The organism is Epilithonimonas sp., from assembly GCF_036780765.1.
GTDB lineage: Bacteria > Bacteroidota > Bacteroidia > Flavobacteriales > Weeksellaceae > Epilithonimonas.
The window spans coordinates 23,155-41,549 of the sequence record NZ_DAIQCG010000005.1; the positions used below are offsets into that span (position 1 = coordinate 23,155).

13 protein-coding genes are annotated in these 18,395 nt (G+C 36.2%); 2 read left to right on the plus strand and 11 right to left on the minus strand.

Translation table 11 applies throughout. The features are described 5' to 3' along the window. Positions 1–5 precede the first annotated feature (5 nt). Positions 6–2,285, minus strand: coding sequence for a cytochrome-c oxidase, cbb3-type subunit I (gene ccoN, locus V7P73_RS09820; protein WP_333853130.1), 2,280 nt, complete (start codon positions 2,283–2,285; stop codon positions 6–8). A gap of 173 nt (positions 2,286–2,458) precedes the next feature. On the opposite strand from ccoN, the gene V7P73_RS09825 reads away from it, so the two are divergent. Continuing rightward, positions 2,459–2,752 (plus strand): helix-turn-helix domain-containing protein, encoded by a 294-nt coding sequence (locus V7P73_RS09825; RefSeq protein WP_333853132.1) that lies wholly within the window; start codon positions 2,459–2,461, stop codon positions 2,750–2,752. Between the two features lie 87 nt (positions 2,753–2,839). Here the strand turns inward: V7P73_RS09825 and V7P73_RS09830 are convergent, their stop codons facing one another. The 10 genes from V7P73_RS09830 to kduI form a co-directional block, all read right to left on the minus strand. Beyond that, positions 2,840–3,820, minus strand: a complete 981-nt coding sequence (locus V7P73_RS09830) for a lipoate--protein ligase (RefSeq protein WP_333853134.1) — start codon at positions 3,818–3,820, stop codon at positions 2,840–2,842. Between the two features lie 216 nt (positions 3,821–4,036). Further along, complete coding sequence (locus V7P73_RS09835; protein ID WP_333853136.1) at positions 4,037–5,650, minus strand: UxaA family hydrolase; 1,614 nt, start codon at positions 5,648–5,650, stop codon at positions 4,037–4,039. 256 nt (positions 5,651–5,906) lie between these two features. Then, positions 5,907–7,364: a tagaturonate reductase gene (locus V7P73_RS09840; protein WP_333853138.1), complete on the minus strand. Its 1,458-nt coding sequence runs from the start codon at positions 7,362–7,364 to the stop codon at positions 5,907–5,909. Positions 7,365–7,368: 4 nt separating this feature from the next. Further along, positions 7,369–8,895, minus strand: a complete 1,527-nt coding sequence (locus tag V7P73_RS09845) for an MFS transporter (RefSeq protein ID WP_333853140.1) — start codon at positions 8,893–8,895, stop codon at positions 7,369–7,371. Between the two features lie 32 nt (positions 8,896–8,927). Then, positions 8,928–9,587, minus strand: coding sequence for a bifunctional 4-hydroxy-2-oxoglutarate aldolase/2-dehydro-3-deoxy-phosphogluconate aldolase (locus V7P73_RS09850; protein ID WP_333853143.1), 660 nt, complete (start codon positions 9,585–9,587; stop codon positions 8,928–8,930). Positions 9,588–9,684: 97 nt separating this feature from the next. Beyond that, the gene (locus V7P73_RS09855) at positions 9,685–10,689 is read right to left on the minus strand and encodes a sugar kinase (RefSeq protein WP_333853145.1); all 1,005 of its coding nucleotides are present in this window, start codon (positions 10,687–10,689) and stop codon (positions 9,685–9,687) included. Positions 10,690–10,750: 61 nt separating this feature from the next. Next, a complete protein-coding gene (locus V7P73_RS09860; protein ID WP_307306081.1) occupies positions 10,751–11,098 on the minus strand; it encodes a cupin domain-containing protein in 348 nt (115 codons plus the stop codon). Positions 11,099–11,163: 65 nt separating this feature from the next. Next, positions 11,164–12,567, minus strand: coding sequence for a glucuronate isomerase (uxaC, locus tag V7P73_RS09865; RefSeq protein ID WP_333853150.1), 1,404 nt, complete (start codon positions 12,565–12,567; stop codon positions 11,164–11,166). 39 nt (positions 12,568–12,606) lie between these two features. Next, complete coding sequence (locus V7P73_RS09870; RefSeq protein WP_333853152.1) at positions 12,607–13,392, minus strand: gluconate 5-dehydrogenase; 786 nt, start codon at positions 13,390–13,392, stop codon at positions 12,607–12,609. An 89-nt stretch (positions 13,393–13,481) separates the two neighbouring features. Continuing rightward, entirely contained in the window at positions 13,482–14,318 is an 837-nt protein-coding gene (gene kduI, locus V7P73_RS09875) for a 5-dehydro-4-deoxy-D-glucuronate isomerase (protein WP_333853155.1), read from the minus strand. A gap of 786 nt (positions 14,319–15,104) precedes the next feature. On the opposite strand from kduI, the gene V7P73_RS09880 reads away from it, so the two are divergent. After that, a complete protein-coding gene (locus V7P73_RS09880; RefSeq protein WP_333853157.1) occupies positions 15,105–18,395 on the plus strand; it encodes a SusC/RagA family TonB-linked outer membrane protein in 3,291 nt (1,096 codons plus the stop codon).

The window sequence follows — 18,395 nt, forward strand, 5'->3', positions numbered from 1 at the left end:
GGTTATTATTCTACACTTGCCGTTTTGATTTCTGTGGTTTTGATATCCGTACCCAATCTTTGCAGATAAGCAATCATTGCGATAATTTCTCTTTGCTCGAATGGAACAAAATCATTTCCTTTTGATTTTCTTTCCGCTTCCATTTGAGTTTTCAAATCTGCAGCTTCTGAGAAAATTCTCTTCACGATTGCTTTAGATTGATTATCTGCCCATTGATTGGCAGAATCGATTTCAGCTTTTGTATAAGGAACATCAAAACTGTTTTTCATTAATGTTAATTTATTGACCATCTGAGAACGGTCTAATTTGTTGGTAATTAACCAAGGGAAACGTGGCATAATAGAACCTGCTGAAGTAATTCTCGGATTGTACATATGTTTGAAGTGCCAGGAATCAGGATTTCTTTGTCCTTCTCTGTGAAGGTCTGGTCCAGTTCTCTTGGAACCCCACAAAAACGGTCTGTCATAAACAAATTCGCCAGCTTTAGAATATTGTCCATTTTTTCCATCGAACCTCATTACTTCATCACGGAAAGGTCTTATCATTTGAGAGTGGCAGGAATTACAGCCTTCTCGGATATATAAGTCTCGACCTTCCAACTCAAGCGGCGAATATGGTTTTACCGCTGATATTTGCGGAACATTACTGCTCATTGTGAGTGTTGGAATAATTTCGACAATTCCTCCAATAGCAATGGCAACGAATGCTAAGATGGATAAAAGATGTGGTGTTCTTTCCAGCCAAAGATGGAAACCTTCGCCCTGTTTTCTGCCTTGACTGACATTAGCAAGAGCTGGAGCTTCAGCAGGAACATTTTTTAAGAATGAACCTTTTTTGGCGGTTTTGTAAACATTGATTACCATTAAAATTGCACCAGCGAGATATAATATTCCGCCTAAAAATCTCATTTTAAAATAGGGTAGAATAGCGGTAACTGTGTCCAACCAGTTTTTGTAAACCAATGTTCCATCTGGATTGAATTGTTTCCACATCAAACCTTGTGTAAAACCTGCAACGTACATTGGCAAAGCGTAGAAAATGATTCCCAAAGTTCCTAACCAGAAGTGCCAGTTGGCGAGTTTTTTAGACCATAATTCATTTCGCCACATAATCGGAACTAAATAATAAATAACTCCGAAGGCCATAAATCCATTCCAACCTAATGCACCCAAATGTACATGACCAATAACCCAATCTGTGTAATGCCCGATTTTATTTAAGGATTTTGTCGCTAATAATGGACCTTCGAATGTTGCCATTCCGTAACATGTTACTGCAACTACGAAGAATTTCAGGATTGGTTCTTCTCGGACTTTATCCCACGCACCTCGCAAGGTTAATAATCCATTCAACATTCCGCCCCAAGATGGAGCAATCAGCATAATAGAGAATCCAGTTCCTACAGCCTGTGCCCAAGCGGGTAAAGAAGTATATTGAAGATGATGAGGTCCTGCCCACAGATAAACGAATATCAAAGACCAAAAATGTATAATTGATAATTTATAAGAAAACACAGGACGATTAGCTGCTTTTGGCAAGAAATAGTACATCAAACCTAAAACTGGAGTTGTCAATACAAATGCGACTGCATTATGACCATACCACCATTGGACTAAAGCATCTTTAACACCTGAATAAGCTGAATAAGATTTCCAACTTGTGAAAGATAACGGAACCTCCAAATTATTGAAAATATGAAGCATCGCAACCGCAATCCAAGTTCCAATATAAAACCAAATCGCAACGTAAAGATGTCTTACTCTTCTTTTCAGAATCGTTCCAAACATATTGATTCCGAAAATAACCCAGGAGATTGTAATCAAAATATCAATTGGCCACTCGTGTTCTGCGTATTCTTTCGAGGTATTAATTCCCATTAAAAAGGTAATAACAACAGCAATAATCATCAATTGCCAAGTCCAGAAATGAATCCAGGAAAGTGTATCGCTGTACATTCTGGTTTTCAGTAATCTCTGCATACTATAATAAGCACCGCAGAAAAAAGAATTACAAACGAAAGCAAAAATGACCGCACTGGTATGCAACATTCGGATTCTTCCAAACCCCATCGCACCTTGAGTATTGATTAAACCCTGGATATTACCGCTTCGTAAACTTTGGATAGTTGTGTCATCTGTTCCAAAGAAAAACTCTGGCAATTCTGGGTAAAACAACATCAAAGCCGCAGTAAGTCCTAAGATAAAACCAATAATTCCAAATGTTACGGTGGCATAGAGAAATGCTCTGACGATATTGTTGTCGTAATGAAATTTTTGTGTCTCCATATTTACGTTTTGAGGTCAAGGATAATTTATTCCAAGCACTTTTCAGAATGTACTTTTGATGGAAATAAATATCATACGTCCGTTATTATATTTTGACAAAGGTATTTTGTAGCTTTGTGTACTACCAATAGATTTACTTCTAAACTATACCGAAAACTACTAAAATCGAGACTATGGAATTGTGCGGAAAAAATATCAGAAAAATAAGAAGAGAAAGGGATTTTACTCAGGAATATATGGCTTTTGAAATGGGAATTTCTCAGAAAGCTTATTCTGATATAGAAAATTCTAAAGTGAAAATCAATCTTGATATTCTGACCAAAGTTTCAGCGATTTTGGACATCAAACCATCTGATATTTGCAGTATTTCTGACCAATGTGGCGGCGGTCATTATGAAACCAAATATAATGAACTACTGGATTTTATGAAGAAGAATAATATTGAATTGCCGAAAGAACTTATGTGATTTAGGTTCTGAAATAGGTGTTGAAATTTATAAAACCAAAGTATTGCAAACAAAAAAATCTGATCGCAAGCTGAAATGGAATCTTTATTACCAAAATAATTGCAGAATCTCCTCAACCGTTACCTTTCCGAAATAATCTGTGATATTAATTTTGGAAAGAATTTGGTTCAAATTTTCATACTCATGCTTTTCATCGATTAATAAATCTTCCAATTCTTCAATCGGTTTCGAAGCAAAAAAGTCACCGAATATTTTAGCTTTTTTGATAATTCCTTTTTCAACATCCAAATGGATTTCTATAAATCCTGCTGGGATTTTAATCGCCTTTTTAAAATTATAATTCGGAGAAAAACCAAAATTCCAATCCCAAGTTTCGTATTTTTCTTTTGCTAATTTCTCGATTTCCTGAATATCTTCATCTGTAAGGTTGTAAACTTTTCCAGCAAAATCTTTCAGGATTTCGTCAATCAGTTTTTGTTTCAGCACTTCTATTGTTGCGTCTTTAGGTAAATAATCAATAAGGTTTGTCACTCGTTGACGATTAGATTTTGTAGCCTTATCGATAAATTTTAGAGGATTGATCTTCAAAGCATCACTCAAAACACTCATTTCAGAATTGAATAGAATCGTTCCGTGCTGAATCATTTTTCCACCTTTTGCCAATTTTGCATTCCCACTGAATTTCTTTCCGTCCACCAAAAGGTCATTTCGCCCTTCCAGATTAGCATTGATATTCCACTCCTTTAAGATTCTAATGATCGGACTTGTAAACTCTCCAAAATCCAAAAAGTCATTGGTTCCCAGCAGAGTATGGGATGAAAAATTAAGATTACCCAAATCGTGATAGACTGCACCGCCACCAGACATTCTTCTTACCACTTTGATATTATTTTCGTTCACATAATCCAAATTGATTTCTGCCAAAGTATTCTGAAATTTTCCAACAATAATCGAAGGTGAATTGATGTAAAGAAGGAAAATATCTTCAGTTGGAAATTTAGTCAAAAGGAATTCTTCGGAAGCAATGTTGAAAAAAGCGTTGTGAGAAGGAGAGTCTATGATGAGCATATCGTTCTATTTTTTAGCTAAATTAGTGAGTTTTTGCCGATGTTAAAATTGATTTTGCTCATCTTAAACACAAAGTGCGCCAGGTTCTTTAACAAGAACACTAGTTTGTGGCCTTTTTTAAATCTTTGAGCACTCTGTGGTTAAGCTTAAAAAAAAGAGCACTCTTCAAAAAGAAGAAATGCCCTTTAAAAATAAAAACCTTAAAATTCAAAAAATTTATAATGACACTCCTCGTTTCCAAGGAATAAATACATCCTGTTTCAGTTGGTCAGCTTTTGTTTCTACGTTTCCGCTTGCCAATTCGATAATATAGTCTACGATTTCTTCGCCCACTTCTTGGATACTTTTTTCGCCTGTAATCACAGTTCCGGCATTCACATCAATAATGTCTGTCATTCTGTTAATTAATGCAGTATTAGAAGAAATTTTCACAACCGGAGCAATCGGATTTCCCATCGGATTTCCTAAACCTGTGGTAAACAAAACAACTGTTGCTCCAGCTCCAACCAATCCTGTTGTACATTCGGCATCGTTTCCAGGTGTGTTTAATAGATTCAAACCCGGTTTCGAAATATATTCGCCGTAATCTAAAACATCTACGATTGGTGCAGTTCCTCCTTTTTTAGAAGCTCCTGCAGACTTCATCGCATCGGTAATTAGACCATCTTTGATATTTCCAGGAGACGGATTCATATCAAATCCTGAACCAGCATCTACAACAGATTTTTCAAAAGCTTTCATTAGTGATAAAAATTTATCCGCTTTTTCCTCATCCACACATCGGTTCATCAGTTCCTGCTCTACACCACACAATTCCGGGAACTCGGCAAGGATAGTTTTTCCTCCCAGTGCTGCAAAAATGTCCGAAACAACTCCTAAAGCTGGATTGGCCGAAATACCCGAAAAACCATCAGAACCACCACATTCTAAACCAATGCTAAGTTTAGAAATAGGAGCAGGTTTACGTTCGATTTTGTTGGCTCTTTTTATCGCTTCAAAAGAATCTTTGATAACCATTTGGAACATCTTGTCCGTAGTTCCGATTTTCTGCTGTTCAAAGATTAGAATCTCTTTATCGCTGTTCGGGCTCATTTCTTTCAACGCATTTTGAAAAATATCAACCTGAAGATTCTGACATCCAAGACTTAAAACTGTTGCACCAGCTACATTTGGGTTATTCACATAACCGGCAAGCAATTTTGCCAATAGCTCCGAATCTTGTCGGATTCCGCCACAACCACCTTGATGATTGATGAATTTCACTTCGATGTTGTCCAGAAGATTTTCGTTTCTGGACTTATCTTCAACTTCTTCCACGCTTTTTTCTTCAATCAAAGAGCGTAAGAAATTCTTGTAAGAAACTTCTTTTTTCGGTAACAATTCGTTTTCGAAAATATCCTTCAACTTCTCGATATTCTTGTTTTCACAAAACACCAATGGGAAAAATAACCACACATTTTTGGTTCCCACTTGTCCGTCAGCACGATGATAACCATTGAAGGTTTTATCCTTCCATTTATCCACATTCGGCGGCGTCCAACCCAAATCTCCTGTCTTTTTGAAAACCTCTTCACTCTCGTGTTTTACATTTTCAGTCGTAATAACTTCGCCCTTTTGGATAGGCTGATTCGCTTTTCCAACGATTACGCCATACATAATGATATGGTCGCCAACCGCAAAATCTTCCGCCGCGAATTTATGTTTTGCTTTCGTATCTTTCAGAACCGTGTAATCTGCACCGTCAAGATGCACGATTTCTCCGGCAGGCAAATCCGTCAGCGCAACAATGATGTTGTCTTTCGGGTTTACTTTTAATACTTTTTTTTGCATAATTTTCAGATTATAACTTTATTCTTTATAATAGTTTGACTTCGTCGAACCACTTTGTTAGGTTTGGGCAGCTTATTCCGCCTTCCGCTCCCAATCTTTTTTGCAGACGATTTCAGTCTAAATAGAACTTGAAGGTTGGCAAAAAAGGATTTCCGCTCAAGTCGGGCTGCAATTTGATTTGTAAATCTTTTGAACCATTCAGATGACAACAATTTATCAACTTTGTCAGGCTGAGGTTCTCGAAGCCAAATAAATACTATTGAATGAAACTTTTGTACCCTTCCTCAATTCCATTGGAATCGATTGCACGCAAAGCTTTAGTAACAGATTCAGTTAGTCCAGTGATTTGAGTCAAATCTGTATCCCAGAAACTCACTTCTGATAAAGCATTTTTCGCCACTTCTCCAAGGTCGTTGGTTGACCAGATTTCTTTGAATCTTTCCAAAACTGGTGCATCATCGCTCACAGGAAGTTGTTTTCCATCAAATTCACCTTGATAGAATCTAATCAACGCTGCTAATGCAAAAGTCAAATTAGTTGGTAATTCGTTTTTGATTTCAACATATTTCAATAAGCTTGGCAACACTCTCACTTTGAACTTCGAAACCGAATTCAAAGCAATACTGGAAAGCAAATGCTTCAAGAACGGGTTTCTGAATCTGTCAAAAACTTCATCCGAAAATGCTGTTAATTCTTCTGTTGATAAATCAAGGGTAGGGATGATTTCGTTATAAACCGTTTCTGAAATCCATTTTCCTGCAAAGTCTGCATCAATAGCTTCTTTTACAGTTTCTTTTCCATCAAGGATAGAGAATGCCAACATTGCTGTGTGAGCACCGTTCAGGATTCTCACTTTTCTTGTTCTGTAAGGCGTGATGTCATCTACAACCAAAACTTGGTCATCAATTTTATCAAACGGAATCAAGGCTTTCAATTTCTCATCACCTTCGATAACCCAAAGTAGGAACGCTTCACAAACTACCATTAGATTATCATCATAATCCAATTTAGCTTCGTATTCGTCTTTTTCTTCTCTTGGATAACCCGGAACGATTCTATCAACTAATGTATTGTGGAAATAGTTACTGTTTTCTATCCAATTAGAAAACTCTGAACCTAAATTCCAAAGCAAAGCATATTTTAGAATATATTTCTTTAATGTCAGAGCATTGTTTTCAATCAATTCGCAAGGAATGATGTGAAGACCTTTCTCTGAATCTCCTTTAAAATACTTAAATCTCTCGTAAAGGAAAGCTGTCACTTTCGCAGGGAAATTCTTGTGAGGACCTGAATCTAAAGACGTTTCAGATTCGTCAAAAGCAATTCCTGCTTCAGTTGTATTAGATAAAATGAATTGTAAATCTTCACCTTTTGCCAACTCAAGATATTCAGCATAATGTTCATAAGGACTGAATGAACGCTGGATTGCAGAAATCACTCTCTGGTCATCCACGATTTGTCCTTTTTTTATGCCTCTTACGAAAAGCGTGTAAAGATTATCTTGCTCTTCCAACATATCAACAAGACCACCAACAGTTGGTTGTACAACAGCTACACCAGCATTGAAGCCAGCTTCTTTGTTCATCTTGTCGATAAGGTAATCTACAAACGCGCGAAGGAAATTACCTTCCCCGAACTGTAAAAATTTGATTGGAAGTTTCTCAGTTTGACCTGAGTTTTCACGGTTAAGTTTTTGTTTAGTTTGATATTCCATTTCTTTATTCTTTAATGATTTTATATTTAGGAACCAATGATTTCATCACGAACCAAGCAATCAGATAAGCTACTGCGCAGATTGAGAAAATAATCATATATCCTTTGTCGATACCGTCTGAAACGACAGCACCAGAAGTTTTTAATTGTTCAAATAAACCGTCAGGAAGACGTTCTTCTGCATATTGAGGAAATTTTTCCAGTAATGGAACGCCATCGATAGTTGTCCAAGCTTTGTGCGCGTGGTCAAACAATAATCCAGAGCCTTTATTAATAAGAAAAGAACCGATTCCACCAGCCATTCCGCCAATTCCTGTAATAGTTGCAATTGCTTTTTTCGGAAACATATCGCCAACTGTTGAGAAAATATTAGCTGACCAAGCCTGATGCGCAGCTCCTGCAACTCCGATAATCAAAACCGGAATCCAATAGGAAATAGCTCCTGAAGGTTGAGCCACTAAAGCCAACAACGGAAAGAAAGCGAAAATCAACATCGCTCGCATTCTTCCAGCGTAAGGATTCATTCTTTTTTTGTCTACGAAATATTTTGGAAGCCAGCCTCCAACAATCGAAACCAAGGTTATCATATACAAAACGAATAGTGGTAATGCACTTTGCGTGCTGTCCATTCCGTAAACTGAACTTAGGTAAGCCGGAGTCCAGAAAAGGTAAAACCACCAAACGCCATCTGTCATAAATTTACCAAAAATAAAAGCCCAAGTCTGTCTGTATCCAAAAGCTTGTTTCAAGCTCATTTTTTTCTGAGGTTCGTCTACATTTTCTACAACATCATCTTGGTCCTGCTGGATATAAGCCAATTCGTGCTCGTTAACTTTTGGATGTTGATGAGGTTTTTTATAAATAAAAATCCAAAGTCCCATCCAAACAAATCCAAGTGCACCAATGATGATAAATGCCATTTCCCAACCCATCGATTTGGCGATAAAAGGAATAGTAACTGGCGCTGCTAACGCTCCAACAGTTGCTCCAGCATTGAAAATACTTGTAGATAAAGCTCTGTCTTTTTTAGGGAAATATTCTGCAGTCGTTTTTATCGCCGCAGGGAAATTTCCTGCTTCACCAACTGCCAAAACAAATCTCGCAAATATGAAAAGTGTCACACTCGTGCTTGTAACAAGCGAAATATTATTAACTGTACTGATAATTTCCTTCGATTCTGCAAATCCAACAAACCAGTTTCCTGTCAAGATTCCTGAAGTTGCAATACCACAGAATGCGTGTAAAATAGCTCCAATTGACCAAATGAAAATCGCCCAAAGAAATCCTTTTTTTGTATCCATCCAATCCACAAATTTTCCTGCGAATAACATACTGATTGCGTAGAAAATCGAGAACAAAGCCGTGATGTTTCCGTAATCATTATTATTCCAATGAAACTCTGGCTGGATGAAGTCTTTCCAAGTTAAAGAAAGTACTTGCCTGTCAAGATAATTGATGGTCGTAGCAATGAACAGAAGTCCGCAAATAGACCATCTGAAATTACTAGGTTTTAAGGATTTAACAGAACTCATATTGGTTTTAGGAATTTAGTTTTGTGCTATGATTATTTAATAGATTGGATGATGTCCAATACTTTTTTCGTTTCGTTTTCAATGGTTTGATAATCTTTGGAAGCCATCAATTCTTTGCTCACCAATTTGCTTCCCATTCCGACAGCAGAAACACCAGCTTTGAACCAGCTTCCGATGTTTTCTTTTGTTGTGTCAACACCGCCAGTTGGCATAAATTTCAAGTTTGGAAATACATCTTTGATGGCGCTCATAAATCCGGTTCCAAGCGCATTTCCCGGGAATAACTTTACGAAAGTCACACCAGCATTTTCAGCTTCGATGATTTCTGTTGGCGTCATACAACCTGGACTGTAAAGCAAATCTTTTGGAATCAGAAATTCTGCAACTTCTGGAACAAATCCGGGACTGATGAAAAAGTCAGCACCAACATTATAATAATCTTCCGCTTGTTTTTGATTCTTAATTGTCCCGATTCCAAGCAGCATATCTGGCATTTCTGTATTTCGAACTTCAACCATTTTGGTGAAATTATTCAAAGCAAATTCGCCTCGGCTTGTATATTCTACTGCACGGATTCCTGCTCTGTAAAGCGATTTCAGTATTTCTAAAGTTACTGTTTCATCAGCATTATAATACAAAGGCAAAAGTCCTTGTTTGATGATTACATTCGTAACTAATTGAATCTTTGTCATTGTTTGACTTTTATTTTTTTATCTCTCGCAGATCGTTCTAATTTGGCAGATGGTTGAAAATTTGCCCAATTTGCTTAATCTGTGAAAAACTTTAATTTTACCTTTTAATTCTTCCTCCAGAATTTCCGCCCATCACTTCCAGAATATCGCTGGCACTGCTCAGGTTCACGTCACCTAAAATGGTGTGTTTTATGGCACAAGCTGCATTTGCAAAGTTCAGAGCTTTTTCATCATCGAAGTGTATTAAACCATAAATTAAACCTGCTGCGAAAGCGTCGCCTGTTCCGATTCTGTCAACTACTGGATTCACTTCCAGAATTTCGGTTTCGAAATATTGTCCATTAATCCAAGCTCTTCCCTGAGTTGCCTGATTACTTGCCGTAACACCAATTCTGGTTTTATCAAATACTTTTTTGATAGAAGGAATTTCTTTCATTAATGTTTCTGCGGCCTTAATAAAACTGTCTTTATCATAACCGAAAGTTGTTCCAAGGATTTCATTAATTTCGTTCACACCGCCAATGAAAATCGTAGAGTAGGAGATGAGTTCCTTAAGAACTGCAAATCCTTCTTTTCCATATTTCCAAAGATTGGAACGATAAGCTGGGTCAGCCGTGATTTCGATTCCCTTTGAATAGGCTAATTTTAAACCTTGCTTCAAAGTCTCGTAAGCACCTTCCGAAATTCCTGGAGAAATTCCTGTCCAGTGGAAATATTCTGCACCTTCCAAAGCTTTTTCCCAATCTACTTGTTCAGGTTTGATGTTGGCAAAAGAACCGTTTAATCTATTGTAAGAGATTCTACTGGCGCGCATCGCAGAACCAACTTCCAAGAAGTATAAACCAATCGGATGTTCCGTTCTGTTTACGAATTCTGTGTCAATCCCGTAACTTTTCATTGTTGCAATGGCAGCATCCCCGATGAAACAATCAGAAACATTGGTGATGTGTCTTGTTTCGCATCCCATAATTGCTAAAGACGCACCGACATTCATTTCTGTTCCTCCGAAGAAGAATTCCATTTCACGGCTTTGTCTCAGCATTTTGCTGTCGGATGGAGACAGTCTCATCAATACTTCGCCAAAGGTTACAACTTTGCTCATTAATCTATTTTTATTTTTAGAATCAGGATTGGAGAATCGAGATTCTAGATTTTTTATTTAATTATTTTATAAAATCCTCTCTGAAAGGACTGAAAACATCTACCAAAATTCCGTCTTCCAGACATTCGACACCGTGAAGAACATTGGAAGGAACGAAGAACGAATCGCCTTTTTTCAGGATTGAAATATCTTCTCCGATATTCACTTCAAATTTTCCTTCTGCAACGTAAGTCACCTGAATATGAGGATGTTTGTGTTTGTATCCAATTCCGCCTTTTTTGAAACGGACATTTACCATCATTACAGATTCGTCGTAGCCGACAATTTGGCGGTCGATATAATCATCGATTTTCTCCCATTCTGTTGAATCGGATTTGTAATATATTTTGGATGTTTGTTTTGTTTCCATTTTTTATTTTGTCATTCATAGGTTTTACCTAAGGCTATTGATATTCAACCCTTTGGGTTGGTTATTTAGAAATTGAAATATTCTTTAGCGTTAAAATAACAAATATCTGCCACAACTTTTCCAACTAAATCCAAATCTTCAGGAAGTTCACCAGACTCGATTTCGTTTCCTAAAAGATTACACAATACACGTCTGAAATATTCGTGTCTTGGGAACGAAAGGAAGCTTCTGGAATCGGTCAACATCCCAACAAATGTGCTGATGAGTCCCATATTGGAAAGCGCATTCATCTGTTTTTCCATTCCGTCTTTTTGGTCCAAAAACCACCAGCCAGAACCGAATTGAACTTTTCCTTTTACAGAACCGTCGTTGAAATTTCCAATCATTGTTGCCATAATTTCGTTATCGGCAGGATTCAGATTGTAGATGATTGTTTTAGCCAATTTATCCTTAGAATCCAATGTGTTGAGGAATCTCGAAAGATTAGCAGCCTGACTGAAATCGCCGATGGAATCCCAGCCTGTGTCTGGCCCAAGAACTTTCAACATTCTTGCATTATTGTTTCTCAACGCGCCCAAGTGATATTGCTGAACCCACCCAAATGAATGGTAAGTCTCACCCAAAAACAACAGAATTGCTGTTTTGAATTGCTCAATTTGGTGAGGCGTTAAGGTTTCTCCTTTTCTCTTAGTTTCAAAAATTGAGTTGATTTCTGAATCTGTGAACGTTTCAAAAGAAATGTTATTCAATCCGTGGTCACACAATCTGCATCCGTTGGCGTGAAAGTATTCAATCCTTTTGATTAGCGCATCCTGTACATCCTTGTAAGATTTGATTTCGATTCCTGCAGATTCTCCTAATTTATCGATGTAAGAATTGTAATCTTCATTATCAATCAAAATCGCTTTATCTGGACGGAAAGCCGTGCTAACTTTGATTCCGAAATCATCGTTTTTAAGCGCCTGATGATATTCTAAAGTGTCAATCGGGTCTTCTGTGGTACAAACTGTTTCCACATTTCTCATTTTCAACAAGCCGTGAACAGATTTTTCGGAAGTCTGAAGTTGAGCTGATACATTTTCGTAAACTTCGTCCGCATTTTTTTCGTTCAATAAATCATAAACATCGAAATATCTTGCTAATTCCAAATGTGTCCAATGGAACAAAGGATTTCTCAAAGTATTAGGAACCGTTTTTGCCCAAGCTGCGAATTTTTCTTTGTCAGAAGCATCTCCAGTAATGAATTTTTCGTTCACGCCCATAGTTCTCATCGCTCTCCATTTGTAGTGGTCGCCACCAATCCAAACCTGAGTAATATTCTCAAACTGACGGTTTTCTGCAATCTCTTTCGGAGGCAAATGGTTATGATAATCGATGATTGGTTGGTTTTCAGCAAATCTGAAATACAACTCTTCAGCGAATTTGTTCTTTAATAGAAATGTATCTGTGATGAAAGGTTTTGTACTCATAAGACTAATAGATAATAGACTGATAGATGAAAGACTTTGTTATTCGTTTGAAGGTTTTCCGATGGTTGCTAAGATTCCGCCGTCAACATAAATGATTTGTCCGTTGATGAACTGACTTGCTTCGGAAGCTAAAAATATTGCAGTTCCTGCTAAATCTTCGGGATTTCCCCAACGACCTTCCGGGGTTCTGCTGATGATGAATTCGTTGAATGGATTTCCATCAACTCTGATTGGTTCTGTCTGAGACGTTGCAAAATATCCAGGACCGATTCCGTTCACTTGGATGTTATGTTTTGCCCATTCTGTCGCTAGGTTTTTGGTCAGCATTTTCAATCCGCCTTTTGCAGAAGCATAAGCCACAACATTGTCACGACCCAGCTCGCTCATCATAGAACAGATGTTGATGATTTTACCAGATTTTCTGGCAATCATACTTTTTGCGAGCAACTGAGACATAATGAAAGGTCCCGTTAAATCCACATCAATTACTTTTCGGAAATCGGAAACTTCCATTTCTAGAGCCGGAATTCTTTTGATGATTCCTGCATTATTAATAAGGATATCGATTTGTTTGTGATTAGCTTCGATTTCTGCAACTTTTTCAGCAGCAATTTTCTCATCTGTTACATCAAAAATATAACCTGTTGCTTTGTATCCTTTTGACTGGTAATAAGCAATTGCTTCTTCCAATTTGGATGGAGTAGTGCTGGTTACGACCAATTCTGCTCCAGCTGAAGCTAGACCTTCTGCCATTGCCAAGCCTAAACCGTGTGTTCCGCCAGTTACTAATGCTACTTTTCCAGTTAAGTCGAATAAATTTTTCATTTAGAAATATCGTTAGATAATTTTTTACTCTCGCAGATTGCGCAAATGATGCAGATTATAAATCCGCAAAATCTGCGAAAAATATTTTATTATTTTAATTCGTCCGTTTTTACAGCATCCATATCGCCATAGTCCATATTTTCTCCCGCCATGCCCCAGATAAATGTATAGTTTGAAGTTCCAACGCCTGAGTGGATAGACCATTCTGGAGAGATTACTGCATCTCTGTTCTTAAGGAAAATGTGTCTTGTTTCCTGAGGCTGACCCATAAAGTGCGAAACCGTTTGCCCTTCTTCCAAATCGAAATAGAAATAAGCTTCCATTCTTCTGGTGTGCGTATGAGATGGCATTGTGTTCCAAACGCTTCCTTCGTGCAATTCCGTCATTCCCATTTGTAATTGACAGGTTTCCAGAACACTGTTTACCAATAACTTGTTGATAGTTCTTCTATTAGCATATTTGGAATCGCCCAATTCTACGATTTCAGCTTCGTTTTTCGTTATCTTTTTAGTTGGATAAAGCTGATGAGCTGGGGCAGAATTGATATAGAAATAAGCTTGTTCTCCATCAAGGTTTTCAAAAGATACGTCTTTGTTTCCTTTTCCTATATATAAGGCTTCCTTATTATTAAGTTCGTAAATTGTTCCATCCACTGTTACTTTTCCTTTTCCACCAACGTTGATGATTCCGATTTCTCTTCTGTCTAGGAAGTTTTCTGCTTTTAATTCATCAATTGTTTCAAGCTTCAAAGCTTTGTCAGTTGGCATTGCTCCTCCAACAATTAATCTGTCATACATTGTATAGACTAGTTTGATTTCTCCTTCTTGAAATAAATCATTGATAAGGAATTCTTCTCTAAGTTTTTCTGTTGTGTAATTTTTGGCATCGTTTGGATGATGCGCGTATCTGAATTCTGATTGAGTCATAATATCTATATATGTGAACTTAAAATTAATTTTGTGTAATCGATTGCATTAAAAAATGCTTGTTTTGAGACAAAAATTAATTTCTGTAAATATATATATAAATATTAACCAAGGAAGAAAAAAATGAATTTAATTTTAAAATATTAAAAATCAATATATTAAAATGATTTTTTGATATATTTTAATCTATATTTATATCTTTTTTGATGCTCTATTTTGCACATAATTATCAAAATTTAGGAATTTTTTAGATTTTAAGAAATTTTCATTAGTACTTGAAATAAATTAATTTATTGAATTTAAATTGTTGATTATTAGTGTTTTAATTTTCAAATGCAACTCTTTGATATTTAAATTCAAAATTCTAAAAAACTTTGTCATTTTCATTAAGAAAAAATTTATTTTAAAGAAAAATCACTTGTTAAGTTAATTTTTGGTTAAAATTAATTGGATCCAAACCAAAAAAAATATGTCTTAATTGTTCATTTTAAATAATTGACTGAGGTTAATTTGTTGAATGTGAGATAAATTTAGTTATCGATTATTTGTTTCTAATTGTTTGTTTATCAGTTGTTTATGTATTTATTTTATTTCTTTATTATTATATGTTAAGTTAATATTAATAAAAAAAAGTTTTTTTTTATTTGTCAATTGAAAAATAATCTTAGTTTAGTCGAGTTAAGAAAATGTACAAATTTTAAGTGCAATCGATTGCATTTTATAGTGTTGATTTCGAAACTATACATAAGTAAAACTATTACTAATTATAAAAAACTAAAAATATCTATGAGTGGTTTAAAACTAGGTATTCAAAGTGCTTTTATTAAAACGACAATCGCATCTGTCTTTTTATTACCTGCATTTGGTTTGGCTCAAGAATTAATCAAGGTTTCAGGAAAAATTACTTCTGATCAAAACAAACCTGTACAAAATGTAGAAGTTACTGTAAGGAACTCGAAGTTTTCTACAATGACCAACAAAGCAGGACAGTATGAGCTTAACGTTCCAAAGAATGCTACACTTGTCATTCGATCAAAAGGATTTGAGGAACAAGAAGTAGAAGTGAATGGTAAAACTGTTGTCAATGTTGTTTTGGCAAAGTTTGATGCTGGTAAAGAAAAAAATATTGATGAAGTTGTTCTTGTAGGATACACCACAGTTTCTAAAAAAGATGTTACTAATTCTATTGCTTCTGTAAAAGGCGATCAGTTAAATGATATGCCGGTAAACAGTGCGGCGGAAGCTATCCAAGGTAGAATGGCGGGTGTTCAGGTTACATTTGGAGAAGGTTCTCCGGGGTCTGATCCAGAAATTAAAGTTAGAGGTGGAACGTCTATTACCCAGGATAACGCACCTTTATATATTGTGGACGGAATCCAGATGGATAACGCTCTGTCATTAATTTCTCCAAAGGAAATCGAGTCTATTGAAGTTCTAAAAGATGCGTCATCAACATCAATCTATGGAGCGAGAGGTGCGAATGGAGTTGTATTGATTACGACAAAAAGTGGTAGAAAAAATGCTAAAACCACAGTTAATTATAACGGATATACAGGTGTACGTTCTATTGCAAAAAAATTGGACGTTATGAGTCCTTATGATTTTGTGCTTTATCAATATGAACTTTATAATAGAGATGGAGATTCTCAATTACATGATAAATTTATAAGTTTATATGGTAATTATGAAGAAATAGTAGATGCTAATGGCGTTGTAATAGATCCAGGAATCAATAGATACAAAACCATCCAAACAAGAGATTGGCAAGAGGAAGTTTTCGGGAAAGAGGCTTTTAACTTTACGCATAATTTGAATATCTCAGGAGGTAATAATAATTCTGCTTTTACTTTGTCATTAAACCACGTTGAGGAAGATGGAATTATGATTAATTCTGGCTATAAAAGAAATATGGCCAACTTCAAGTACGATTTTGATATCAGTAAAAAATTGAAAGTTGGATTGACGGCTAGATACAGCCAGACTTTTATAAATGGTGCAGGGACTACAACGACTGGTTCACAAAGTACCAACAGACTTAGAAATGTAATCCGATACAGACCTTTTGAAAATGGAATTAGTGCAGGGACGGGTTCTGACGAATTTGATACAGATGATTTCGCAGCAACAAACTTGGTGAACCCAGTATTGCTTTCTAATAATGAGATCAAATATAACAATACAGACAACCTTTTCTTGAATGGCGTTATTACTTATAATATCTTAAAGGATTTAACTTTCAAAAGTGTCATAGGATATGTTCAGAATGATCAGGAACTTCAACAATTCTCTGGTCCGAAAACTTATCTTTCAAGAATCAATGCGGATATGTCTGTTGTTCAATTGACAAGCACACAAACTAGAAGGATTACTAATAGTAATACACTTGCTTATAAAAAGAAATTTGGAAATCACAAAATGGATTTTCTTATAGGGCAGGAGATTGTACAGACCGATGGTAATAAAACAGATTTGACTGTCAGATGGTTGCCAACTTCTATGGATGCTAACCAAGCTTTTGCTAATATTATTCTTGCAGCTCCACCGGCAGGAATGGTACAGGATGCTCCGTATGCAGGCGTACTGTCTCCTTATAGATTGGCATCTTTCTTTGCCAGAGCCAATTATATTTACAATAACAAATATATAGCAACAGTTTCTATAAGAAGAGATGGATCCAGCTTCTTTGGTCCTGCTAACCCATGGGCTAATTTCCCATCTGCATCACTGGCTTGGAAAATTGGAGAAGAAAATTTCTTAAAAGATTCTAAAATCGTAAATGATTTGAAATTGCGTCTTGGTTACGGACAATCTGGTAATGACAGGATTCAAGCATTCCTATATGATACATTTTATAATCCTTCTAGTACTTATGGATATACAGGTGGAGTAGGAATTATCACTGGTTCCGCACCTGGAAACATCATGGCAAATCCAAATATTAAATGGGAAGCGACTGTTTCTAAAAATGCGGGATTAGATTTTACACTTTTCAACAAGAGGGTATATGGAGCAATTGATGCTTATATCACAGATACGAAGGACTTGTTGCTATTGGCTAAGATTCCACAAACTTCTGGATACGAATATCAGTATCAAAACTCTGGGAAAACTCAGAACAAAGGCTTGGAATTCAGTTTAGGAGCTATTGTGGTTGGTAATGAAAACTTCACTTGGAAAACAGATTTCAATCTTGCGGCTAACAAAAATATGATTAAAAGTTTAGGCTCGTTAACACAATCTGGGACAGACTATTACTTGCAACCTTCTGGATGGGTTAATAACTTATTTGATTTTAAAGTACAGGTTAATCAGCCAGTTGGTATGTTCTACGGTTATGTAACAGAGGGCAGATATGAGATTAGTGATTTTGATTTTAATCCAACTAATAATACTTATAAATTGAAAGATGGAATCCCGTCAACTAGTTCTGTAGCTTTAGGAAACAGAGCCGTACAACCCGGAGATCTTAAACTAAGAGATATTAATGGAGATGGAGTAATTGATACTAAGGATCAAACGGTTCTTGGAAATGCTCAACCTAAGTTTTATGGAGGTTTCAACCAAACTTTCAAATACAAGAATTTTGATATGAGTTTGTTCTTCAACTTCTCTGTTGGAAATAAAGTTTACAATGCTAATAAAATCGAATTTACGACCAAATTCCAATACACAGACCAAAACATGTTAGGCGATATGGCCAACAGATGGAGATGGTTCAATGATGAGGGTATAAAGGTTACCGATCCTACGGCATTGGCAGCTCTAAATGCTAATACTACAATGTGGACACCAACAGGAGGTAACTATTTCTTACATTCGTATGCAATAGAAGACGGTTCTTTCCTAAGACTGAATAACGTAACCATCGGATATTCCTTGGAAAAAGATGCGCTTAAAGCACTTGGTATTACTAATTTGAGATTATATGCAACAGCAAATAATGTATTTACAATTACCGGTTATTCGGGATATGATCCAGAAGTGAGTACTAGAAAAAGTACACTTACTCCTGCTGTAGATTATGCAGCATTTCCACGAAGCAGATTTTTCTTAACAGGTGTTGATATAACTTTTTAA